Source organism: Paludibaculum fermentans (assembly GCF_015277775.1).
GTDB classification, from domain to species: Bacteria; Acidobacteriota; Terriglobia; order Bryobacterales; family Bryobacteraceae; genus Paludibaculum; species Paludibaculum fermentans.
Map to the genome: position 1 here is coordinate 8,072,097 of NZ_CP063849.1, position 21,267 is coordinate 8,093,363.

Here is a 21,267-nt window from a genome sequence, read left to right on the forward strand (position 1 = left end):
CTCTAGCCTTCCGCGACCACAGGATTCCGGAGCGAACCCAATCCCTGCACGGTGACCACCGTTTCGTCGCCTGCCTTCAGCCAGCGCGGCGGCTTGTGGCCGAAGCCGACGCCGGCCGGAGTTCCGGTGGTGACGATGTCACCCGGCTCCAGCGTGAAGACACTGGACAGGTATTCGATGAGTTGCGGGATGTTGAAGATCAGGTTGCTGGTATTGGAGTTCTGCAGCGTTTCCCCGTTGATCTCCATGCGGATGTCCAGGTTGTGCGGGTCTTCGATTTCGTCAGCGGTCGTCAGCCACGGTCCGGTGGGGGCGAAGGAGTCGAACGTCTTGCCCATCAGCCATTGCGAGGTCGCCATCTGGAAGTCGCGGGCGCTGACGTCGTTTACGCACATGTAGCCGTAGACATGGTCGCGCCACTGGGCCGCCGGAATGTGCCGGCCGCCGACGCCGATCACAAAGGCGAACTCCGCCTCGTAGTCCGGCTTCACCGAGTTCTTGGGGAGAATCACCGGCGCCCCGGGTCCGATGATGCAGTTGGAGAACTTGCTGAAGATCGTTGGGACGGAGGGGATCTCCATCTTCGATTCCGCGGCATGGTCGCGATAGTTCAAGCCCACGCAGATGAACTTGGGCGGGCGCGGCACCGGAGCCAGCAGGACCACGTCGGCCAGCGGCTTTCCGGCGTTGGCCGGCAGCGACTTGAGGTAGCCGTCAATGGCTGCGCGGGCGGCGGCTCCGCCCGCAATCACGCTCAAAACACTGGTAAATCCCAGCGGCTGCAGGCTGATCACCTGTTCCCCGGCCACGACGCCGGCCAGCGCCACTTCGCCGGGGCTCATATAGGTCACAAGACGCATGGACTCTCCTTACCACGAGTGTAGCTAAGCCTACCGGCGGCGGCTCAGAATCTCCAGTATTCTGGACGCTTCGAGGAAGTTGGGCCGCGGGCTTCGGCCGGCGGCCCGTGCCGCTCTAGAACAGCCCGGCGGCCTTCAGGTCGATCAGGGCGATCACCTGCTTGGTATGGCCGGTGTTGAAGAGAACATGGCGGCCCGAGTGGTCGAACGACGCGTGGGCGTGGCTCGGCCTGACCCCTTCGCGCAAACCCGAGGCCAGCAGGCGGCGGTTGTCCGTGGCCGATTCGATCAGCCACAGGTTGCCTTTGTTGTCGTCCGCTACAAGGAACTTCCCGTCGGGCCGGGCGTGCACGTGCCAGTAGTCGCCCGGCAGCAGGCGACTCTTCCCGTCGACATCGACAATGACGATTCCGACTTTGTCCATGATCATGGTCATTTCGCCGGTCTGCGGGACCCACGACTCGTGCGTCATCCATTCCTTCAAAGGGGTGACCCACTGCTTGGGATCGGTCGACGCATAGAACGGGCGGTTGGCGGAGCCGTCGTCGTTCACCAGCCAGCTGCGCTGCGGGGCGTAGCCGCCCGTCTCCCAGACATAGAAGATCAGCGGCAGGGTGGGGTGATGCTGGATGTGGCCGATGCGGAAGCCCTGGGTAATCACGGTCTTATAGCTGCCGGTGGCGATGTCCATCAGGCCGATCTCCCACGTCTTGGCGTCGCGCATCTTGCTGACGACCAATGACTTGAGGTCTGCCGTGAAGCTGGGCTGCTGATGCCCGCCCACATGCGGCATCGGGATGTCGCCGACGCGCCGCTCGCGGTTGGCGGCCAGGTCGAGCTCGGTCACCTGGGATCCGCGCATGTAATAGAGAAGATTGGCGTTCTTGGGATGAGGGCAGGCGGTATAGGGGGAAACGCCGTCGCCGGTGGTGACCTGGTGGACGGTGCGGGTCTTCATTTCCAGGCGGAAAATCTGGCTGCCGCCGGCGAAGATGACGTTGGAGTCGTCGGCCGTGAAGTTGGAAAAATGATAGTAGAGATTCATCGAGAGGACGCCGGGCGCGGCGAATTCGAAGATCTCCAGGGAGCTCCTTGGATCCTTATAAGTCTGTGCAGATAATAGGGTTGAGGTCGCTAGCAGGGCGACGATTAGAGTGCGCGTTGGCATAACGGGTCTTATCAGTGTATAATTCTTGGAAGGGATTCCCTGCATTCCCCGCCACATCGTAATCGGAGATCGAAATGTCCAAGTATTGCCCTGTCACAGGTAAGAAGCCCGTCAGTGGGAACAGGGTGTCTCACGCCAACAACAAGACGAAGCGTGTGTTCGAACCGAACATGCACGAGAAGCGCCTTTGGTCGCCGGCTTTGGGCCGGTTCATCCGGCTTCGCGTAAGCGCCCGCGGTCTGAGAACCATCGACAAGCTCGGCGTGGACACCGTTCTGGCCAACATGAAGAGCCAGGGCATCAAGTTCTAGGAGAATCCCATGGCGCGCATCATCATCAAGCTCGTATCCACGGCTGGCACGGGTAGCTTCTACACCACCACGAAGAACCCGAAGACCAAGACCGAGAAGATGCTCATCAAAAAGTTCGACCCCAAGATCCGCAAGCACGTTGACTTTAAGGAAGCCAAAGTCTAGCTGGCTTTCTTCGACGTTTCCTCCGCAACCAAAAAGGCCGCCCCGGTGGGCGGCCTTTTCGTATCTGGCCCCCCTGTCCAACTGCCCGCGCGGGCATTGCCCCTTCGCAAGACCTAGAATGAGGGTGTAATGTACTGTTCGCCTCCACTGCTCGCCGTGCTGCTGTGTTCCGTCTGCCTGGCGCAGGACTCCGCCAGCCCGCGGGACCAGATGCAGGCTCACTTGGACGCCGGCCGCTACCCGCAGGCGATTCGGGTGATCCAGGCCGCCATCGCCAAGGATCCAAACAGCATCGGCTGGCAGTTCAATCTGGCCTACGCGCTCACCATGAATGGCCAGGACAGCGAAGCCATCGCAGCCTATAAACGCGTCCTCACCATGAACGATCCGCCCAAAGTGGATCTCTCGCCCGCCCGGGCGAACCTGGCGCAGTTGCTGGTGAAGACCGGAGCCTTTCAGGAAGCCTTGCCGCTGCTGGAAGAGATGAGCCAGAAGCGGCCCACCGATCCGAAGCCGTTCTATCTGCTGGGCCGGGCCTACGCCGGGCTCGGCGACTGGGCGAAATCCACACCGGCCTTCGAGAAGGCGATCGAACTGGATCCCAAAGACACGGCCACCATGCTGGAACTGGCCGACGTCTACGAACGTTCGAAGCAGCTCGAGAAAGCCGCGGCGATCTATGCCAAGCTGCCGGACGACCCGGCGGCGCAGGAGCGGCGCGGCGTCCTCCTGCTGCAGGCCGGCGACCTGCCGGGCGCGATCCAGAGCCTGGAGGCGGCCCGCGCGAAAAGCCCAACCACGGCCGTCCAGTATGCCCTGGCCACCGCCTACCTGCGCGCCAAACAGCCGGAGAAGAGCCTCCCGCTGGCGGAGCAGATCGTGGCAGCCGAGCCCAATAACTTCGACATGCGCATGTTCTATGGCCGGTTGCTGCGCGACCAGAAACGCTATGACGATGCCGTGAAGCAGTTCTATGTTGCGGTGAACGCGAAGAAAGATTCCCTCGAAGCCTGGAACGAATTCACCGCGATGCTCATCCTTCTGAAGAAGTACGATGCGGCGTTGACTGCGCTGGAGCAGGTGAAAGCCATGAACGGCGAGACACCGGCGTATTATTACTTCCGGGCCACCATGTTCGACGCAATGGCGCAGCACAAGCCGGCTTTGGAGAACTATCTGAAGTTTCTGTCGATCAGTGAGGGCAAGTTCCCGGACGAGGAATGGAAGGCCCGGCAGCGGGCCGATGCGCTCAAAAGGGTGGTGAATCGATGAGAGGGCGGTTGTGGTTGACGGCCATTCTGTTGGTGGGGTCCTCGCTTTTGCGGGCCGATGTGGAGGAGCTCAAAAAGGAGCCCGACCTGATCAAACGGTTTGATCGCTCGATCGAACTGGCTGAAGCCGAGGCAAAGACCGCGAATACGCTGGTGAAGGAAAACGGCAGCCGGACCGAACTGATGCGTGCGCTCACCGAGATCGGGGCCGCTACGAAGCTGGCGCTGGAGTCCCTGCGGGAGACCGGCAAGAAACCGGCCAAGCTGACCAAGCAGTATAAGAAAGGTGAGCTCAAGACGCAGGCGGTGATGCGGCAATTGAAGGATTTGGTGCTGGCGCTCGGCTTCGAAGACCGGCCGGCCGCCGAGAAGATCCGCGACGAAGTGACGGTGACGCACGAAGAGTTCCTGCTCGGCGTCATGACCGGGAAATGAGGAGGGACGAGGCATGCGATTCCTATTGGCCCTGCTGCTGTTGGCCGCGCCGCTGGCGGCTCAAAAGGACTTTCTGACCGCCGATGAGACGGACCAGGTCCGCATCGTGCAGGATCCCGACGAACGCCTGGCGCTGTATGTGAAGTTCGCCCAGCAACGGATCTCGCTCTTGGACCAGCTCTTCGCGAAGCAGAAGGCGGGCCGCAGCGGCCTGATCCACGACACGCTAGAGCAGTACACCGAGATCATGGACGCCATCGACTCCTACATCGACAACAGCATCCACAAGCAGAAGCCCCCGACGTCCATGGGCCTGGTCGCCAAGGCTCAAAAGGAGATGGTCGCCCAGCTCGAGAAGTTTGCTGAGCTCGATCCGCCGGACAAGGGCCGCTATCAGTTCGCGCTCGATCAGGCGATTGAAACCACCAAGGACAGCGTGGAGATCAATGAGCAGGATCTGAAGACCCGCACCCACGATGTGGAGATGCGCGAAGCCGAACTGAAGAAGCAGCGCGAAGAGTTGCTCACTCCGCAGGGCAAGGAAGAGGCGCAGAAGCAGCAGACGCGCATCGCCTCGGAGAAGGAGGGCGTCGCTCCGGGCAAGAAGAAGCCGTCGCTGCTCAAGCCGGGCGAGAAGCTGGGCGAAAGCATCCCCGATCCCAAGAGCTCGAAGGACGACAAGGACGGCAAGAAGAAGTAGCCCCGCCCGGCTACGGTTCGACGTTCTTGAGGATGTGCTCCGTCAGCAGCCGGTCGCTCAACTGGTGCGACCCGCGCACGCCGAAATTCGTGGTGGTGATGACCACGACCATGTCGAGGGAGGGGAAGACCGCGACCTTGTTTCCGCCGTTGCCCTGCATCAGGAACGCGCCATATTTCTTCGTGCCCACCGGGAATGCCTTCACCCACCAGAGATAGCCATACTCGGTGTCGTCGTCCACCTCGGCATGAGGTTTGGTGGAGGCGGTCACCCACTCTTTGGAGACGATCTGCCGGCCGTTGGCCTGGCCCCCATGCAGGTACAGCAGCCCGAGCTGCAACAGGTCGCGGCTCCTCAGTTCCAGCCCGCCGCCGGTCTGCGCAATGCCCATCGGTGAAAACTGCCACTCCGCCTTCTTGATGCCCAGCGGAGCGAACAGATTGGCCTCCGCAAAGGCGGGTACAGTGGAGCGCGTCGCCCGCTCAATCACGCCGCCCAGCGTTGTCACCCCCGCCGTGCAGTAGCTGAAACTGCGGCCATACGGCGAGTCCTTGGGCTTCTTCACCCAGGCCGGGAAGCCGCGCACCGGCAGGTCGAGCGTAAACTTGATCCAGTCTTCGATCAGGTACATGCGCTCCTCGTTGCCGCGGGAATACTGATTCTCGTCACTGCACTCCAGCAGCGAACTCATCGTGAGCAGATCTTCCACCGTGATCTTCTCCTTGCGCGGATCGGGGTTGGCCACCGGGTGTTTATCGGGGAAGAACGCGAACACCGGCGCGTCCACGCCCGAGAGCAGCTTCCTGTCGATGGCGATGCCGATCAGCATGCTGGCGACCGTCTTGGTGGCCGACCGCGTATTCCGCAGCGCCTCCGGTCCGCCTTTGTCGAAGTACTCTTCATAGACGATGGAGCCGTGCCGGGCGACCACCACGCTGGTGATCTCCTTGAACTCGCCGGCCCGGATGGCCTGCGTCATGGGGGCGAGCGCCTGGGCCGATGCGATTCCAGCGGCGGCCAGCACGAGTAGGAAGCTGCGAAGCATGTCCTGAGTATTGGCCGGAAGGGCGGGTTCTGTCTTGTACCAGCGGAGCGGATTGGTCAGCGGGCAACATGCGCGCGGCGGTATTCGCTCGGCGACACGGCGAACGCCTTGCGAAAGGCCTTGGAGAAGTGGCTTTGGTCCGCGAAGCCCGCGTCCAGGGCAATCTCCGCGATGGGCTGTGCGTGACGCCGCAGCAGCCCGGCCGCGTGCTCCAGCCGGCAGTGCCGCAGATAGTCGCCAGGCGTGCACTGGTAGAACTCCCGGAACGTCCGGGCCAGGTGGACGGGATGAACACCCACGGCCTGGGCGATCTCCGAGACGCCGATGTTCTCGGCACAACGATCGTGGATCAGGTCTCGCGCGGTCTTCAGCCACGAGGGTGGTTGACGGTGCGGGCGGTCCGCCGCCCGCGCCATCTCCGCCATCAGCTCCAGGCACAGTCCTTCGGCGGCCAGCGGAGAAACCTGGTCCCACTGGCGGCACTCGTGGAACAAACGCTGCGCCAGTTGCAGCGGCGGACCTGACCGGAAGGCGGTGGGCTGGTCCAGGGGCTCCAGGAACTGCCGGATCCGCTGCAGGCTCTCGCCGGATACCGAGATCGTCAGAAAGCGCCCGTCCAGCGCGTGGAAGCGGTCCCGGTGCGTGGTCCCAGGCGGATTGTAGATCAGCAGCGGCGGCCGGCAGAGGGGCGGGGCCTTGGCCGCGGTGGAGATATACGTGCCATCCAGCAGCAGCACGAGATGCGCGTCTTCATGGGTATGCCGTGCGACCTCTTCCGCCGGCACGGTGGGCGTCAGTTCAGAGAGCGCGAACCCGCCAGCCTCTCGCTTCGAGGCACAGGCGCCAAGAAACTGGCCATGCGGCAGGACGAACGCGGCTCGTGGATCCATGAAGGGTATACGCGCCCGCGGACGGCGTGGTTCAACCCGCGCTAAGCCTGTTTGATCTCGAGCTCGACCATCGGCTGCGTATACTCCTCGCGCAGCATGCGGAAGACGGCGATGGCGACGGAGAAAATCACCGGTCCGGCGAACAGGCCGATGAAACCGAAGGCTTGCAATCCGCCCATCAGGGCGAAGAAAACGACCAGGGTATTCATGTCCGTGCGCCCGCTCAGCACCATGGGCCGCACGATGTTATCGGACATGCTGATGGCCAGGATGCCCCACAGCAGCATGAACAGCGCCTTGCCCCATGCGCCGTGGGCCAGCAGGATCAGCGCGGCCGGCGCCCAGACGATGGCGGTACCGGCCAGCGGCAGCAGCGAGCAGATGGCCGCAACGGAACCCCACAGGAACGGCGCGTGCAATCCGGTAAACCAGAACGCCAGGCCCGTGAGCACGCCCTGGACGACGCCAACGGCCACGAATCCATAGACGTTCGCCACGATGGCGTCCGAGATCGTCTGCAACAGCTCTCTGGTCCGCGATTCCGGCAGGGGCATCCATCGAAGAATCCCAGCCCAGATCGCATTTCCTTCCAGGAACAGAAAGAACATGACGAAGATGCTCAGCACCAGGTCGCCCAGCGTGCTGGTCAGGTTGCCCAGCAGCGAGCCGCTCCATTGCAGCAGCGAGGAGCTCATGGTTTGCATGCGCTGCAGGACCGCCGCCTGCACGTTGGGTGCCGGCATGCCCGTCTTCGCCGCCACCCACTGCACCGGCGGATCCAGCAGATCGTTAAGATACTGGCCCCAGCCGCCCTTTTCCGCGCTCTGCTGGGCCAGTTGATTGTAGGTCGTGCCCGCCTCGTTGATGATGGTGACGGTCAGCATGGCCAAGGGCACCAGAACGGCTGTGATCATCAGGAACGTGGTGAGAATCGCCGAAAGGGCAGGCCGCTTCAACCGCGACGAGATGGCGTGGTACAGGGGTTGAGCGGCGATCGCCAGCACGAGCGCGAAGAAAATGGGATGCAGGAACGGCAGCAGCAGCACATATACGAGAGCCGCGGCGGCAACCGCCAGAGCGGTCAGGGCGATCAGCGATCGACTCGGGCCGGAAGACTCAGTCATCTGCTTCAGGGTAGCTCAGTGACCGTCAGGACACGCGTTTCTTCCTCGATGGCCTCGATCCGGATCTCGATCCGTTCCGCCGGCAACAGGGCCGGGAAGCGCTCCGCCCATTCCAGCAGGACGACCGCCCGGCGCGAGAAGATCTCCTCCAGGCCGAGCGTCTCCACCTCCTCCATCGTGTCCAGGCGGTACAGGTCGATGTGATAGAGATCCCCCTCCTCGCCGTATTCGTGGATCAGCGGAAACGTCGGGCTCGAGACGTCGTCCGCCCTGGCGGAGCCCAGCCCTTCGGCAATGCCCTTGGCCAGTGTGGTCTTGCCCGCCCCCAGATTGCCGATCAGCAGGACGATGCACGGCCGGGGCCAGCGGGCGGCCAGCACGCGGCCCAGTTCAATGGTCTCTTCCTCGTTCGCGGTGGTGTAGCGTGTGCTGGTCATGCCTGTGTTTCGCGGATGGCGGCCGGCAGATACCGGATCAGGTCCGTCGCCGTCAACGACTGTTCAGTCAGCGCCGCCGCGCCCAACTCGCCGGATCGCCCGTGCAGCCACACCGCGGCCAGCACGGCCTGTTCCCGCCGGTCGGGCCACTGCGCCATCAGGCCGGCAATCAGGCCGGTGAGGATGTCCCCGCTGCCTGCCGTGGCCATGGCGGGCGTACCGCTGGGGTTGAGGAAGGCCCGTCCATCGGGGAAGGCCACCACCGTGCGCTGGCCCTTCAGCACCAGCACCACATTCCTTTCCATCGCGAACTTGCGCGCGACGCCCACGCGATCTGCCTGGATGTCCGTCGTCTTGCAGCCGGCCAGCCGCGACATCTCACCCGGATGCGGCGTCAGCACGCGCCACGGTCCCGGCCCATGAAACGCAGTGCCGGCCAGCGCATTGAGTCCATCCGCGTCGATCACCAGCGGCAGCGCGGATTGTGCGAACAAACGCTGCGCGACCCCCGCCAGATCCGGTTCCTGGCCCAGGCCCGGCCCAATCGCGAGCACGTCCTTACCGCCCGGATCCTGCCCGATCGACTGGGTCATCAGTTCCGGAGCCAGCGCCGTCACCGTCCGCCGCTCTTCTTCCGCCGTTGCCACGGTCACCAGCCCCGCGCCGATCTTCAAAGCAGCCAGGCCGGACATCGCCGCCGCGCCGCCTTTGCCCGGGGCGCCCCCAATCACCAGAACATGCCCGAAATCACCCTTATGCGAACCAGCAGGCCGCGGCTCGAACAGCCGCCGGAACTGACGCGGCTCCACGACATTCAGCCAGTACTCCGGACTCTTGTCCATCAGCGACAGAGGAGTGCCAATCTGCACCACATGCAGCCGGCCCACCCGGTCGCAGGTGGGTGGCACCACCTGTTCCAGCTTGGGCGCCGTAAATGTGACCGTATCCGCGGCCCGCACCGATTCACCGCCGTCGAACAAACCCGAAGGCACGTCCACGCTCACCACCGTGGCGCCCGGGAAGCCGCCGTTGATCTCGCGAATCCACTCCAGCGCCGGACTGCGCGCCGGACCCTGCAGGCCAGTGCCCAGCAGCGCGTCGATGACCAGCGTCGCCGCGCGCATCCGCGGCTCCAGCGTCCGTGTCACGCGCGTGCCCGTCACCTGCAGCATTTTCCAGTTGGTGGCCGAGTCGTCCTTGAACTCCGTCGGCGGATAGGCCAGGATCACGTCCAGCGAACGCGGCTTGAAGCGGATGCTCAACTGCCGGGCAATCACCAGCCCGTCACCGCCATTGTTGCCCTTGCCGCACACCACCACGATGCGATGCTGGTCCAGCGGGCCGTAGTTCCGTTCCAGGAACTCCACAAAGCGGCAGCCCGCGTTCTCCATCAGCACAAGACCGGGAATGCCCGCTTCCATCGTGAGACGGTCGATCTCACGCATCTGTGCGCCGGTGAGTACTTTCATGGTGTCCTCAGCCTTACGAGGCAGCCCCCGTCACACGGCTCTCCAAACGCCGCAGCGGCTCGTTCTCGCCCATCACGATGAGGTAGTCCTGCACCTCGATCAGCGCGTCCGCGGGGGGATTGAACACCATCTTACCGTCCGCGCGGCGGATTGCCAGCACAATCACCTTCAGTTCACTGCGGATCCGCAGGTCGGCCAGCGACTTGCCCACCAGGTCGCTGCCCGTTCCCACTTCCAACTGTTCAATGCCGACATCGAGCCCGATATTGGTGGTGGCGAAGTCGAGAAACTGGCGGACGTGCGGCTTCAGCAGCGACTGCGCCAGGCGCGTGCCGGTCATAACGTACGGCGCGAAAACAGCGTCCGCGCCCACCTGCCGCATCTTCCGCTCCGCCTCTTCTTCCGCCGCGCGCGCAGCCACGCGGATCTTTGGATTCAGCGTCTTGGCCGAAATCACGGCAAACAGGTTGTCGGCGTCCGTCGCCAGGGCTGCGATCAGGCCACGCGCGTGCGTCACCCGGACCTCGTAGAGCGTCTCGTCGCGCGTGGAATCGCCCAGGCACGCCAGGTAGCCCGCGCGCATCGCCCAGTCCACACGGTCTTCCCTGCGGTCGATGATGACGAGCGGTACGCCGGCCTGCCGCAGTTCCGCCGCCGAGCCCCGCCCCACACGGCCAAAGCCGCAGATGATGTAGTGATTCTCCAGCTTGTCGATCATCTTCTTTGCGCGCCTCTTCACCAACAGGTTGCCGAACTGCAGTTCGATGATGGTCTGCGTCATCACGCCCAGGGCCAGCAGCAGCATGCTGACGCTCAGCAGCATGTAGCCCGTATTGAACACCCGCGCCGCCTGGCTCAGCGGCCGGATCTCGCCATAGCCCACCGTGGTCATGGTCATGACGGCCATGTAGATGGCGTCCAGCACCGGGTAATCGGCGATGAAGATATACCCCAGCGTGCCCACGGTCACCGTGCCGGCGATGGCGGCGGCGACAAACCAGATGCGGCGAAACTGCGGGGTCACGATCTCAGACCTTTCGCGCCAGCAACAACGTCATATCGTCCTGCAACTCCGACGAAGCCGTCCACTTCGTGACTTCCTCCACGATCCTGGCCGCGATCTCGGCCCCGTCTTTGTCGGCATGCGCCAGCAGCAGCGCGATCAGGCGATCCTCGCCAAACATCTCGCCGTATGCGTTCTCCGGCTCCGTGATGCCGTCCGTGTAGCACACCAACAGATCGCCCGCTTCCAGCTTGACCCGGCTCTCGCTATATTCCGCAAACGGAAACGCACCCACCACCAGGCCGTTCGAATCCAGCAGCGTCGCCTTGCCGTCACGGACCAGGATGGGCGACAGGTGGCCGCCGTTCGTATAGCTCAGCGTGCTGGACACTTCGTCATAGACGCTGAAGAAGAACGTGGCGTACTTTTCCGGAGCCGTCGACAGATAGAGGTGCTGGTTCAGGTTCGACACCAACTGCGAAGGAGACACCCTCGGGGCCGCATAGCCCTCGCCCATCCCCACCGCGGCCGCGGTGGCCATCTCGGTGGAGTGGCGCAGTTCGCACCGCAGCGCCGATTGCAGCGTCGCCATCAGCAGCGCCGCCGAGATGCCTTTGCCCGCGACATCCCCGATCACCAGCGCGAGCTGGCTGTCGCTGATGGTCTGGTAGTCGAAATAGTCGCCCGACACCATGCGCGCCGCCGTGCAGAAGGACGTCACCCGCAGCGAACCCAAGCCCGACATCGGCTTGGGATGCAGTTGATCCTGCACCTCGCGCGCGATCTCCAGCTCCGCCTGCATCTTCTGCCGCTCCTTCTCAGACTGCAGCAGCCGTTCCAGATTCCCCGCCATGATGTTGAATGACGTACCCAGTTCCGCCAACTGGTCGTTCCCATTCACCTGGATCCGGTGCGTCAGGTCGCCTTCGCGGATGTGCACCGTGGCTTCGTAGAGCTCGTGCACCGCCAGCGTCATCGTGCGCGACAGCGAGACGCCGATGTAGAACGAGATCACCTCCACCACCAGGAAGACGATGCCGCAGAAGGTGAAGAACACCAGCAGCGAAGGCACGTCTGTCCCGGTATCGGCGCTGAAAACGATCTTCATCGGCCCGGAGATGCGCGTCACCACCCCCAGGAAATTGGTCCGGCTGACACCCGGCTTCTCCCACACCGGCACGCCCAGCCGCACGCCCCATTTCAGGCGGAAGTCGAGGAAGCTGGTGGGACTCGGGACGCCCGTCGCCGCGACGGTGGCCGCATTGACTGCCTCCTCCGGCACCGGTGGATGCAGGCGGTAGTCGAGTTCCCGCGCCTCTTCCGCGGTCAGGCCGATCGGCGCCAGTTGGATATCGCCCAATTGCGGCACCAGTGACTGCAGAAACGTCCGCGTCACCGGCACCAGGATGACGACCTCCGTCTTCGGCCCACCGGTATGCGCCCACAGGAAGAACGTTTTGTCCCGCACCACCAGCCCGGCCGATTCCAGGTGGCCCGGCGGCGGCACTTCGAGTCTGGCGTCCTCCGGATAACGGACTTCTTTCCCGTCCTGGTCGTGGACCAGAATCTGCAAGCCGGGATAGCGGTCGTGGAAGATGAACCCGGATCGCTTCACGGCCTCCGCCCTCGATTGGGCCGAGACTCTCGCCAGCGAGACCGCCGTCTGCCGCAGCGAGTTCACCCGCCGGTCCATCTCCATGTTCAATAGATAGGCCGCAATCTGGCCCGAGATCATCCAGGCGCCCGTAATCGTCAGCACGGCCAGCAGCAGGATCGGGACCACCGCGATGAACAGATAAGCGACAATCAGCCGGTTGCGCAGCCGCCAGATGGCCCGCCGCACCAGCCGGACGCCTACTCTCCAAATCGTGGCGAACCCGAAAAAGACCGTAACGAGCAGCAGCAAAAGGCCCGGCAGCGAATCGAGACCACCCCGCCAATATAGGATGGCGGAGAGCGTAAAAAATACGGCAAAGAGCCTCTCGATCCAGCCAAGCGAACGGATGGGATTCAGCCAGCCTGAAAAGGCCATTCGGGTATCAGATTACTAGATTTCGGGCCTGTGGTCTTTGTGCTAGGCAACTGAGCCTGGATTCCACTCAAATGCGCGACTTCGCGATATCCGGCATCTCCTCCAGCGCGCGCACCTGGTGCGGCTGCAGGTAGTTCCGGCTCAGGAAGTCCTTCAGATGGTCCAGGGCGGTGTGCGGATCGTCCACGAAGTCCATTAGCTTCATGTCTTCCGGAGCAATGACACCGTACTTGGCCAGCGCGTCGAAGTTGATCACTTCCTTCCAGAACTCGGTGCCGTACATGATGATCATGATCTTCTTCTCGAGCTTCTGGGTCTGGACCAGGGTGAGGATTTCAGTCAGCTCGTCCAACGTTCCGAAGCCGCCCGGGAACACCACCAGCGCCTTGGCCAGGTAGGCGAACCAGAACTTGCGCATGAAAAAGTAGTTGAACTGGAAGTTCAGCTCGGGCGAAAGATAAGGATTCGGGTACTGCTCGTGCGGCAGCGCAATGTTCAGGCCGATCGTTTTTCCGCCGGCATCGCGCGCCCCCCGGTTGGCCGCCTCCATGATGCCCGGGCCCCCGCCCGTACAAACGACGAAACGGCGCGTCGGCGGCTCCATCGCGTCCGACCATTGCGTGATCAGCCGCGCGAATTCCCTGGCGTCCTTGTAATACTTGGCCAGCGGACCCTCTTCCTGGATCCGCGCCGACCCGAAGAACACCACCGTGTCCCGGATCTTCTCCTGGCTGAAGCGGTCGAGCGGCTCCAGATACTCCGACAGGATTCGCAGGGAACGTCCGTTCCAGCTATCCAGGAATGCCTCGTTCTTGTAGGCGAACGGAGCCCGGTTTTGATGTGCGCTTTTCTTCATTCCGACTTTCCGGTCAGCGTGGATTCCAGTTCCTTGACGCGTTTCTCCAATTGTCTCACCGTCTTGAGGAGCTCCGGCAGTTTCGGGTAGGCCGTGATCGCGCGGCGCCAGTCGCCCGCATCGAACGCCGGCGAGCCCGACACAATGCTGCCCGCCGGTACATCGTGCCCAATGCCGCTCTGCGCGTACACAATCGCGTTGTCGTGAATCGTCAGGTGGCCCGATATCCCCACCTGCCCGGCCAGCAGCACGTTCTTCTTGAGGATGGTCGACCCGGCCAGGCCCGTCTGCGAGCAGATGATGTTGTCCTCGCCCACTTCACAGGCGTGCCCGATCTGCACCAGTGAATCGATCTTCGCCCCGCGCCGCACCCGTGTCTCCCCCACCGTCGCTCGGTCCACAGAGGTCAGCGTCTGGATCTCGACATCGTCCTCAATCACCACCGGACCCGACTGCACGATCTTGAAATGCGTTCCATCCTTGCGCTTCGCAAAGCCAAACCCGTCGCCGCCGATGATCACCCCGTTCTGCAGGATTACCCGGTTGCCGATCCGGCAGTGCTCCCGCACCACGCAATGCGCATGTCCAAGAAAATCATCGCCGATCTCCGCGCCTTCATAGATGACTACCAGCGGGTGGATCACCGCGTTACGCCCGATCTTCACGTGCTCGCCGATCACCGCTCCGGCCCCGATGGAGGCGTTCTCCCCAATCGTCGCCGTCGCTGCGATCACAGCCGCCGAATGAATGCCCACGGACGGCTTCGGCGGCTGATAAAACAACGCCAGGGCGCGCGCGAAGTCGAGATAAGGGTTGTCGCTCACCACCACGGGGATGGGCAGTTCCGGCACCGACGCCGCCGCAATGATCGCCGCGGCCTGCGTATTCTTCACCTTGTGCGCGTACTTCGGATTCGCCAGAAACGTGATCTGCGACGGGGACGCATACTCCATGCCGGCTACGCCGCTGATCTCCACACTGCCGTCTCCGCGCAGGTCGCAGCCTAACTGTTCCGCCAGTTCCTGTAACTTCATTCAGCCTCAGGGTAGCGCAATGGGCAGCGTGCCAGCGTTCCAGGATGGGCTACGATTTGAATGTTGGCATTTGAAATAACTTTACATCGAAAAGTACTTTACAACGAGGCGAACAGCGGGCATACTGGTCCCATCATGTTCAAACGCCTGGCCGCCATCGGCTTCATCTTCATCTGCACCTCCATTGCGTGGGCCATCCTCGCCGCCACCATCTACAGCCGCAGCAGCGCCTCCGGCTCCAGCCTGCGTGGCCGCGTGCAATCCGTCTGGGGCTCGGAACTCACGCAGCAGCCGCCCGTCGCCTCCGTCGATTCCGTCAACTCCACCGGCGGCGTCGAGACCCACGTCCTGCCCCTGGAGCGCAGTGACCTGCGCGTCAAACTGGCCCTCCAGCCGCGCCAGAAAGGGCTGCTCTGGTTCAGCACCTACACCGTGAACTTTGAGGGCGTTTATGCCCTGACGAACGATACCGGCCGCGCCGTCCGGGCCAAGCTCACCTTCCCCCTGCCCGCCCGCCAGGCCGTCTACGATGGCCTCACCCTGCTGCGGGACGGCCAGCCGCTGGCAACCGAAAACCGCGACGGCGCCCTCTTGACCCATGTGGAACTCGAGCCCGGCCAAGCACTCAACCTCCAGGTGGCCTACCGTTCCCAGGGGCTCGACAGCTGGCAATACCGTTTTGGCGAGGCCACCGGCCAGATCCGCAACTTCCAGTGCAAGGTGACGACGGATTTCCGCGACATCGACTTCCCCGACAACACCCTTGCGCCGACAGCAAAACGGGATGCCCCGGCCGGTTGGGATCTCCAGTGGAACTACTCCAGCCTCGTTTCCGGCGTGCCCATTGCCGTGACAATGCCCGTCAAAGCTCAGCCTGGCCCCCTGGCCGGCGAAATCAGCGCCTTCGCCCCGGTTTCGCTCTTCTTTTTCTTTTTTCTCATGCTGGTCATCACGACGATGAAGCGCATCGACCTGCATCCCATGAACTACTTCTTCCTGGCCTGTGCCTTCTTTGCTTTCCACCTGCTGCTGGCCTATCTCGTCGATCACATCTCCATCCACGCGGCGTTCTTCATCAGCTCCGCCGTCTCCGTCCTGCTGGTCGTCAGCTACTTGCGCACCGTGGTCGGCCTGCGCTTCGCCCTGGTCGAAGCCGGACTCGCGCAATTCGCCTACCTGGTGCTCTTCTCGTATGCGTTCTTCTTCCCCGGCTACACCGGCCTCGCCATCACCATCGGCTCCATCTGCACGCTTTTCGCGGTGATGCAATGGACCGGCCGCGTCAAATGGTCGGAGCGTTTCACGCCGGCCCCAATTCAGCCCGCCGCGTAGTAGTAACGTAAAGAAATCATGTTGTACCGCCGAGCGTTCCTCTGCTCATTCGGACTGGGTTTGTGCGCCTTTCCCGTGGAAGAAACACCTGATTTTCGGGGTACCACATTAAAAGGCGAGAAGTTCACCAAATCCTCGCTGAAGGGCACTCCGGTCCTGATCCAGTTCTGGGCCACCTGGTGCGGAGTCTGCCGCCGCGACCAGCCCGCCGTCGATGCATTGGTCGAAGAATACGGCGATCGCCTGACAGTTCTCGCCGTCAGCGTGAACGAATCGGAACGAGTTGTACGCAAATACCTGGCGAACAGCCCGCGTAAGGGCCGGATTGTCCTGGGCGGATCCACCAACCTCCCAGCTATCTTTGGAGCCAACGCCTTTCCCCACTATGTCCTGCTGGATGCCGAATCCCGGTTGAAAGCAGACGTGGAAGGCGGCATCGGTGACGCCGGCCTGCATCAACTGCTGAAACGAGTGAATCTGTGAGGAAGCGTCCAGCACGGTAAACTGGTATTTGGTACTTAGACGGAACAGTTCGTGGATGGCCGCTCTAATTGCGTCCGCAGCCGTGCTGCAAGGCCAGAACGCGCCGCCCGCCAAACCCGCCAGCGAACTCCAGCGGGCCGTCGAGGAGTTCAAGGTCCTGTCCCGCGACCTCGGCTTCCGCGAGGACAGTCCCAAGAAAGCCTCGAAGAGCGGCGCCAGCCGGCCGCAGTTCCACGGCCGCCTCTCTGAGAACTTCCGCAACGACGTCCTCGACGCCGTCCCCCACGAAATCGCCCAGCGCGGCGGCGACAAAAACCTGCTGCGCCGCAATCAATGGGGCTTCAACGTCAGTGGACCCGTCATCATCCCCAAGCTCTACAACGGGGGCCGCAAAACCTTTTTCTCTCTCAGCTACGAAGGCGTCCGCGAACGCATCGGCCGCAGCTCCCTGCGCACCGTCCCCATCCTGAGTGAGCGTGAGGGCGACTACAGCCAGGTGGTCGACAGCGCCGGCGAACCGCAGGAGATCTACGACCCCTCCACCACGCGCCTCAACCCCAACTACGACTCCTCGCAGGCCGTCTCGCGCGACAACCTGCAATACATCAAGGATCCCTACCCCAACAACCGCATCCCGGTCGACCGCCAGGACCCCATCGCCCGCAAGATCCTTGCCTTCTACCCCAAGCCCAACTCCGATGCCGGCCCGTTCTTCCGCAATAACTACTTCGCCGTCGCGCCCGAAACCAATACAGCCAGCGGCATGATCGCCAAGGTCGATCACTCCTTCCTCGAGAAACACCGCCTCGCCGTCAGCTACGCCTTCACCAACGGCTTTGCCGGCAGTGCGACCTTCATTCCCAATGCCGCCGACTCCGCCGCGCCCGACCGCAATTACGTCAACCGCCGCGGCTCCATCGAATACGTCTACACCGCTTCGCCGCAGAGCGTGAACACGCTCACCCTGGAAGCGCACAGCGACATCAACGAGAACGTCAGCGATACCGCCGACTGGCCGTCCCAACTGGGTCTCACGGGCGTGCCCGGCAAGGCTTTCCCGCGCATCGAGCTAGGCAGCTACCTGGCCATGGGCCGCAACAGTCCCCAGGCGCGCAACGCCCGCAATACGTTCGTCCTCACCGACGCCCACTCGCTGCGTGTCGGCAAGCACAATCTCCGCATGGTCGGCCAGTTCGTCCGCTACCAGGTGAATACGTTCAACCCCGGCCTGCCTTCGGGCGGCTACTACTTCTCGTCTTCGCTCACCAGCCTGCCCGGCATCGTGAATACGGGCCAGAGCTTCGCCAGCTTCCTGCTGGGCGGTGTCGACACGTCGGACTACAGCGACGTGCCTTCGCCCTCCTACTTCCGCAACTGGACCTTGATCACCGCGCTCCAGGACACCTGGGAGTACCGCCAGGGGCTCACCTTCAGCTTCGGCCTGAACATGCAGACCTCCGCCCCGCGCACTGAGCGCTACAACCGCCAATCCACCGTCGACCTCTCTGTCATCAATCCTTCCAATGGCCGCCTCGGCGCGCTGGTCTTCGCAGGAAAAGGCGGCTACGGTGCCGCCTTCCAGCCCGTGGCCATCAAGCCTCAACCCAACTTCTCCCTGGCCTGGAACCCGCGGGGCAATCGCAAAGCCGTGCTTCGGCTCTCTTACGCCATGAGCTACCAGGCGTATCCCATCTACAACGGCCAGTGGGGCACGCGCGGCTTCACCGGGCACCCCAACTACTACGCCGCCAACTCGCAACTCGTGCCGGCCTTCACGCTCAGCCAGGGCGTGCCGCCCGCGTCCAAGCCCATACCCGACCTCACGCCCACCGCCGCCGACGATACCAACGCCACCATCCTCGAAACCGGCGGCCACCTGCCGCGCTATCAGTCCGTCGGCGCCAGCTATGAGAGGGAACTCACCGGCGGCTTTGTGCTGACCGGTTCTCTCGGCGTCTCCTGGGGCAAGGACCTCTTCGTCGGCAACTACGCCGTGAATCCCGATGCGCTGCGGCCGGAGATGATGTCCTATCGCGACCAGTTGAACGACCAGGCCTTCAACCGCTCGCTCCGCCCCTACCCGCAGTTCATCGCCACCGACGTCTTCAGCCAGTGGCCCGACGGCCGCTACCGCCGCGAAGCTGCCTCCGCCCGCGTCGAAAAGCGCACCGCCCAGGGCCTCTCGCTCACCGGGACTTACGAATACTCCCGCCAATACGACGACTACTCCGGCCCCTACGGCAAGCAGGACTTCTTCAATCGTCACAATGAGTGGGGGCTCACCGCCGGCAACAATCCGCACCGCCTCTCGCTCACCTACATGTACGAGCTCCCCATCGGCACCAGCAAGCCCTACCTCGTCTTCCCGGACTGGCGTCGCTACCTCACCGATGGCTGGTCCATCAGCGGCATCTCCTCCGTCTCCAGCGGCGACCCGCTCTCCCTCCGCGCCCAGTTCAACAACACCGGCGGCGTCCTCCAGACCGTCCGCGTCAATGTCGTGCAGGGCGTGGATCCCCTCCCCTCCAAACAGGGCCCGGACATGTGGTTCAATCCCGCCGCCTTCAGCCATCCCGATGATTTCCAGATGGGCAGCGGCCCCCGCACCCACCCCACCCTGCGCAACCCCATGACCCAGAACCACGACCTCTCCGTGAGCAAGCGCTTCGCCATCGACCAGGAGCGCAGCATGGAGTTCACCGCCTCCGGCTTCAACTTCATCAACAACGCCAACTGGAACCTGCCCGACACCGTCATCGGCACCGAGAGCTCGCCCAACGTGAATGCCGGCAAGATCATCGGCTCGCGCGGCGGACGCGTGGTCCAGCTAGGCTTGAGGTTTAGCTTCTGAGCCCGGGGATTAGGCACTCAGGATGATGCGCCGGTTTTCCATACCCGTGTTGGCCGCGCTCGTGGCGGCACAGCTCTTCGCCAGCACCACGGCCGCGCCGGCGGTCCACGTGCGCCGGGTCACCGCCTGGTCCTCCACTCCCGAGTTGAAGGATCTCAAGGCGAAAGCGGAAGGCAAGGACGCCCGCATCACCCGCATCAAAGGACCCGAAGACGGCCTGATCCTGCTCGTCGTGCTCGACGTCACCGGCGACCTCACGCTGGTCGACGCCGCCCGCGCAGCCATGGCCACGGAGATCGAGAAACTGCCGCCGAACATCTGGCTCGGCGTGCTGCGCTCGCAGGACGGCCTGCGCGTCGTCACCGATCCCACGGCCGATCGCCCCTCCGTCACCACCACCATTCAACAGTCGCCCGTCTCCGGACGCGCCGGCCTGCTCGAGACCATCGAACCCGCTGAACGCCTGGCCACCAGCCTGCTGCGCAAAACCCCCGTCCGCACGGCCATCCTCTACATCACCGACTCGAACATCTACAACTACCGCGAAGACTACACGAATCCGGTCATCAATATGAGCGACTCCCGCGACCTCAGCCGCCGCTTTCCCGAGGCGCTCATCCGGGAAAAGACGGCGAAACTCAGCGCCACCCTGGCCGAGGCCGACGCTCCTGTCTTCGTCACCCACCTCGCCTTCCTGCGCGATCGCCTCAACGACGCCTATCAGACCGGGCTCCAGCAGATGGCCGAGGCCACCGGCGGCCAGGCCATGTTCTGCCGCACCCAGACCGACATCGCCATCACGATTACACAGGCCTTTGAGAAGATCCGCTCCATGTGGGCGGTCGATGTCGAAATCCCGCAGGGGACCCCGAAGAACTTCACCATGCACCTTTCCGCCGAAGGTGCTGATCTGCAATACCGGACGCGCTTCTCCATGCGGGCCGGCGGAAAGGAGTAAGATCCCGTCATGCACAATCGCGTACAAGCCGTGTTGCTGGTTCTGCTGGTGCTCTCCCTGGGGCTCAGTGGATGGCTGTATGTCAGCCAGCAGCGGAGTGGACCGGCATTACAGGCACGCGTGGGTGAACTGGAGAAGTCGAACCAGGCCGCCGCGGACAAAGCCACGGCACTGGCCAAGGAAAACGAAGCGCTCCGGGCGCAACTGGCGGAACGGGGTATCGAACCCGCTGCCGCCGCGCCTGCGCATAAGTCCGAAGGCGACGGCCGCCGTCTCGACGCGATCCGCGACCTCGCACAGGCCCAAACCCGGCTGGCCGCGGCCACGGCCACAAATGCCGACCTGCAGAACAGGGTCCGCGACCTCGAGTCAGCCCGCGAGACCCTCTCGCTCGAAAACAAGAAGCTGGCGGCCACTGAAGCCGGTGTCCGCGACGATTTCGAATCCACCCGCCGCGTCGTGCAGGCCATGGAAGCCGAGCTCAAAACGAAGAACGAACGCCTCTCGCAGTTGGAAACGAACCTGCGCCATTCGCGCGACGAACTCGCCGGCCTGCAGAAGAAATTCGGCACATCCGGCGATACGGCCAACAGCCTGCTGGAAGTGAACCGGCGCCGGGAGACTGTGGTGAACAGTCTCCAGCGCCGCTATCGCGAACTGACAGACCAATTGCGGGCTTTGGCCGTCCGGCTCGATACCCAACGCGACAGTCCGGTGACGGCTGCGCCCGACATCTCCAGGATCCAGACGGCGGTGCAGTCCGCGGAAGACGACCTGCGCCAGCTCCTCAGCCTGAATACGCAGGCTCAGTCGCTGACGCAGAAACTGGGACAGAAATAACGG

Annotated in this window: 21 protein-coding genes; 10 read left to right on the top strand and 11 right to left on the bottom strand. The window is 63.4% G+C overall.

Annotation, left to right across the window (positions count from 1 at the left end; all coding sequences use genetic code 11):
* Nucleotides 1-2: 2 nt before the first annotated feature.
* Nucleotides 3-860, bottom strand: a complete 858-nt coding sequence (locus tag IRI77_RS32020; protein WP_194449010.1) for a fumarylacetoacetate hydrolase family protein — start codon at nt 858-860, stop codon at nt 3-5.
* A 115-nt stretch (nt 861-975) separates the two neighbouring features.
* Entirely contained in the window at nt 976-2,028 is a 1,053-nt protein-coding gene (locus tag IRI77_RS32025) for an oligogalacturonate lyase family protein (RefSeq protein ID WP_194449011.1), read from the bottom strand.
* A gap of 74 nt (nt 2,029-2,102) precedes the next feature.
* Between IRI77_RS32025 and rpmB the strand changes: the two genes are divergently transcribed.
* The 5 genes from rpmB to IRI77_RS32050 all read left to right on the top strand — a co-directional run bounded on the left by rpmB (nt 2,103) and on the right by IRI77_RS32050 (nt 4,910).
* Nucleotides 2,103-2,339 carry a 50S ribosomal protein L28 gene (gene rpmB / locus IRI77_RS32030; RefSeq protein ID WP_194449012.1) on the top strand — a complete coding sequence of 79 codons (237 nt, stop codon included), beginning with the start codon at nt 2,103-2,105 and terminating at the stop codon, nt 2,337-2,339.
* A 9-nt stretch (nt 2,340-2,348) separates the two neighbouring features.
* Complete coding sequence (gene rpmG, locus IRI77_RS32035) at nt 2,349-2,504, top strand: 50S ribosomal protein L33 (RefSeq protein ID WP_194449013.1); 156 nt, start codon at nt 2,349-2,351, stop codon at nt 2,502-2,504.
* Between the two features lie 129 nt (nt 2,505-2,633).
* Nucleotides 2,634-3,776, top strand: a complete 1,143-nt coding sequence (locus IRI77_RS32040; protein WP_194449014.1) for a tetratricopeptide repeat protein — start codon at nt 2,634-2,636, stop codon at nt 3,774-3,776.
* Nucleotides 3,773-4,210, top strand: a complete 438-nt coding sequence (locus IRI77_RS32045; protein ID WP_194449015.1) for a hypothetical protein — start codon at nt 3,773-3,775, stop codon at nt 4,208-4,210. Before IRI77_RS32040 ends, IRI77_RS32045 begins: the two co-directional genes overlap by 4 nt.
* 13 nt (nt 4,211-4,223) lie before the next feature.
* Nucleotides 4,224-4,910 carry a hypothetical protein gene (locus tag IRI77_RS32050; RefSeq protein ID WP_194449016.1) on the top strand — a complete coding sequence of 229 codons (687 nt, stop codon included), beginning with the start codon at nt 4,224-4,226 and terminating at the stop codon, nt 4,908-4,910.
* A 10-nt stretch (nt 4,911-4,920) separates the two neighbouring features.
* Here the strand turns inward: IRI77_RS32050 and IRI77_RS32055 are convergent, their stop codons facing one another.
* From IRI77_RS32055 to lpxD, 9 genes are all read right to left on the bottom strand, one after another.
* Nucleotides 4,921-5,955, bottom strand: coding sequence for a serine hydrolase domain-containing protein (locus IRI77_RS32055; protein WP_228486428.1), 1,035 nt, complete (start codon nt 5,953-5,955; stop codon nt 4,921-4,923).
* A gap of 56 nt (nt 5,956-6,011) precedes the next feature.
* Entirely contained in the window at nt 6,012-6,845 is an 834-nt protein-coding gene (locus tag IRI77_RS32060) for a helix-turn-helix transcriptional regulator (protein ID WP_194449017.1), read from the bottom strand.
* Nucleotides 6,846-6,886: 41 nt separating this feature from the next.
* On the bottom strand, nt 6,887-7,969 hold the full coding sequence (locus IRI77_RS32065; RefSeq protein WP_194449018.1) for an AI-2E family transporter: 1,083 nt from the start codon (nt 7,967-7,969) through the stop codon (nt 6,887-6,889).
* A 5-nt stretch (nt 7,970-7,974) separates the two neighbouring features.
* Nucleotides 7,975-8,406: a tRNA (adenosine(37)-N6)-threonylcarbamoyltransferase complex ATPase subunit type 1 TsaE gene (gene tsaE / locus IRI77_RS32070; RefSeq protein WP_194449019.1), complete on the bottom strand. Its 432-nt coding sequence runs from the start codon at nt 8,404-8,406 to the stop codon at nt 7,975-7,977.
* The gene (locus tag IRI77_RS32075; RefSeq protein WP_194449020.1) at nt 8,403-9,875 is read right to left on the bottom strand and encodes an NAD(P)H-hydrate dehydratase; all 1,473 of its coding nucleotides are present in this window, start codon (nt 9,873-9,875) and stop codon (nt 8,403-8,405) included. Before IRI77_RS32075 ends, tsaE begins: the two co-directional genes overlap by 4 nt.
* 13 nt (nt 9,876-9,888) lie before the next feature.
* The gene (locus IRI77_RS32080; RefSeq protein ID WP_194449021.1) at nt 9,889-10,899 is read right to left on the bottom strand and encodes a potassium channel family protein; all 1,011 of its coding nucleotides are present in this window, start codon (nt 10,897-10,899) and stop codon (nt 9,889-9,891) included.
* Between the two features lie 4 nt (nt 10,900-10,903).
* Complete coding sequence (locus tag IRI77_RS32085; RefSeq protein ID WP_194449022.1) at nt 10,904-12,910, bottom strand: PP2C family protein-serine/threonine phosphatase; 2,007 nt, start codon at nt 12,908-12,910, stop codon at nt 10,904-10,906.
* A 67-nt stretch (nt 12,911-12,977) separates the two neighbouring features.
* Nucleotides 12,978-13,766 (bottom strand): LOG family protein, encoded by a 789-nt coding sequence (locus tag IRI77_RS32090; RefSeq protein WP_194449023.1) that lies wholly within the window; start codon nt 13,764-13,766, stop codon nt 12,978-12,980.
* Nucleotides 13,763-14,800 carry a UDP-3-O-(3-hydroxymyristoyl)glucosamine N-acyltransferase gene (lpxD, locus tag IRI77_RS32095; protein ID WP_194449024.1) on the bottom strand — a complete coding sequence of 346 codons (1,038 nt, stop codon included), beginning with the start codon at nt 14,798-14,800 and terminating at the stop codon, nt 13,763-13,765. The genes IRI77_RS32090 and lpxD overlap by 4 nt, the downstream gene beginning before the upstream one ends.
* 135 nt (nt 14,801-14,935) lie before the next feature.
* Here lpxD and IRI77_RS32100 point away from each other — a divergent pair, with 135 nt between their 5' ends.
* The 5 genes from IRI77_RS32100 to IRI77_RS32120 are packed head-to-tail and all read left to right on the top strand — an operon-like array spanning nt 14,936 to nt 21,264.
* Nucleotides 14,936-16,132, top strand: a complete 1,197-nt coding sequence (locus IRI77_RS32100; protein WP_194449025.1) for an inner membrane CreD family protein — start codon at nt 14,936-14,938, stop codon at nt 16,130-16,132.
* A gap of 18 nt (nt 16,133-16,150) precedes the next feature.
* A complete protein-coding gene (locus IRI77_RS32105; protein WP_194449026.1) occupies nt 16,151-16,615 on the top strand; it encodes a TlpA family protein disulfide reductase in 465 nt (154 codons plus the stop codon).
* A 55-nt stretch (nt 16,616-16,670) separates the two neighbouring features.
* Nucleotides 16,671-19,466: an outer membrane beta-barrel protein gene (locus IRI77_RS32110; RefSeq protein ID WP_194449027.1), complete on the top strand. Its 2,796-nt coding sequence runs from the start codon at nt 16,671-16,673 to the stop codon at nt 19,464-19,466.
* Between the two features lie 22 nt (nt 19,467-19,488).
* The gene (locus IRI77_RS32115; RefSeq protein WP_194449028.1) at nt 19,489-20,424 is read left to right on the top strand and encodes a vWA domain-containing protein; all 936 of its coding nucleotides are present in this window, start codon (nt 19,489-19,491) and stop codon (nt 20,422-20,424) included.
* A gap of 9 nt (nt 20,425-20,433) precedes the next feature.
* Nucleotides 20,434-21,264, top strand: a complete 831-nt coding sequence (locus IRI77_RS32120) for a coiled-coil domain-containing protein (protein ID WP_194449029.1) — start codon at nt 20,434-20,436, stop codon at nt 21,262-21,264.
* Nucleotides 21,265-21,267: the final 3 nt, after the last annotated feature.

What these genes read in the sequence shown, in the direction of transcription:
- IRI77_RS32120 (WP_194449029.1), top strand. Translation starts at nt 20,434, where the DNA reads ATGCACAATCGCGTACAAGCCGTGTTGCTGGTTCTGCTGGTGCTCTCC.
- IRI77_RS32065 (WP_194449018.1), bottom strand. Translation starts at nt 7,969, where the DNA reads ATGACTGAGTCTTCCGGCCCGAGTCGATCGCTGATCGCCCTGACCGCT.
- lpxD (WP_194449024.1), bottom strand. Translation starts at nt 14,800, where the DNA reads ATGAAGTTACAGGAACTGGCGGAACAGTTAGGCTGCGACCTGCGCGGA.
- rpmG (WP_194449013.1), top strand. Translation starts at nt 2,349, where the DNA reads ATGGCGCGCATCATCATCAAGCTCGTATCCACGGCTGGCACGGGTAGC.
- IRI77_RS32110 (WP_194449027.1), top strand. Translation starts at nt 16,671, where the DNA reads ATGGCCGCTCTAATTGCGTCCGCAGCCGTGCTGCAAGGCCAGAACGCG.
- tsaE (WP_194449019.1), bottom strand. Translation starts at nt 8,406, where the DNA reads ATGACCAGCACACGCTACACCACCGCGAACGAGGAAGAGACCATTGAA.
- IRI77_RS32050 (WP_194449016.1), top strand. Translation starts at nt 4,224, where the DNA reads ATGCGATTCCTATTGGCCCTGCTGCTGTTGGCCGCGCCGCTGGCGGCT.
- IRI77_RS32025 (WP_194449011.1), bottom strand. Translation starts at nt 2,028, where the DNA reads ATGCCAACGCGCACTCTAATCGTCGCCCTGCTAGCGACCTCAACCCTA.
- IRI77_RS32060 (WP_194449017.1), bottom strand. Translation starts at nt 6,845, where the DNA reads ATGGATCCACGAGCCGCGTTCGTCCTGCCGCATGGCCAGTTTCTTGGC.
- IRI77_RS32085 (WP_194449022.1), bottom strand. Translation starts at nt 12,910, where the DNA reads ATGGCCTTTTCAGGCTGGCTGAATCCCATCCGTTCGCTTGGCTGGATC.
- IRI77_RS32115 (WP_194449028.1), top strand. Translation starts at nt 19,489, where the DNA reads ATGATGCGCCGGTTTTCCATACCCGTGTTGGCCGCGCTCGTGGCGGCA.
- IRI77_RS32040 (WP_194449014.1), top strand. Translation starts at nt 2,634, where the DNA reads ATGTACTGTTCGCCTCCACTGCTCGCCGTGCTGCTGTGTTCCGTCTGC.
- IRI77_RS32020 (WP_194449010.1), bottom strand. Translation starts at nt 860, where the DNA reads ATGCGTCTTGTGACCTATATGAGCCCCGGCGAAGTGGCGCTGGCCGGC.
- IRI77_RS32045 (WP_194449015.1), top strand. Translation starts at nt 3,773, where the DNA reads ATGAGAGGGCGGTTGTGGTTGACGGCCATTCTGTTGGTGGGGTCCTCG.
- rpmB (WP_194449012.1), top strand. Translation starts at nt 2,103, where the DNA reads ATGTCCAAGTATTGCCCTGTCACAGGTAAGAAGCCCGTCAGTGGGAAC.
- IRI77_RS32075 (WP_194449020.1), bottom strand. Translation starts at nt 9,875, where the DNA reads ATGAAAGTACTCACCGGCGCACAGATGCGTGAGATCGACCGTCTCACG.
- IRI77_RS32055 (WP_228486428.1), bottom strand. Translation starts at nt 5,955, where the DNA reads ATGCTTCGCAGCTTCCTACTCGTGCTGGCCGCCGCTGGAATCGCATCG.
- IRI77_RS32100 (WP_194449025.1), top strand. Translation starts at nt 14,936, where the DNA reads ATGTTCAAACGCCTGGCCGCCATCGGCTTCATCTTCATCTGCACCTCC.
- IRI77_RS32105 (WP_194449026.1), top strand. Translation starts at nt 16,151, where the DNA reads ATGTTGTACCGCCGAGCGTTCCTCTGCTCATTCGGACTGGGTTTGTGC.
- IRI77_RS32090 (WP_194449023.1), bottom strand. Translation starts at nt 13,766, where the DNA reads ATGAAGAAAAGCGCACATCAAAACCGGGCTCCGTTCGCCTACAAGAAC.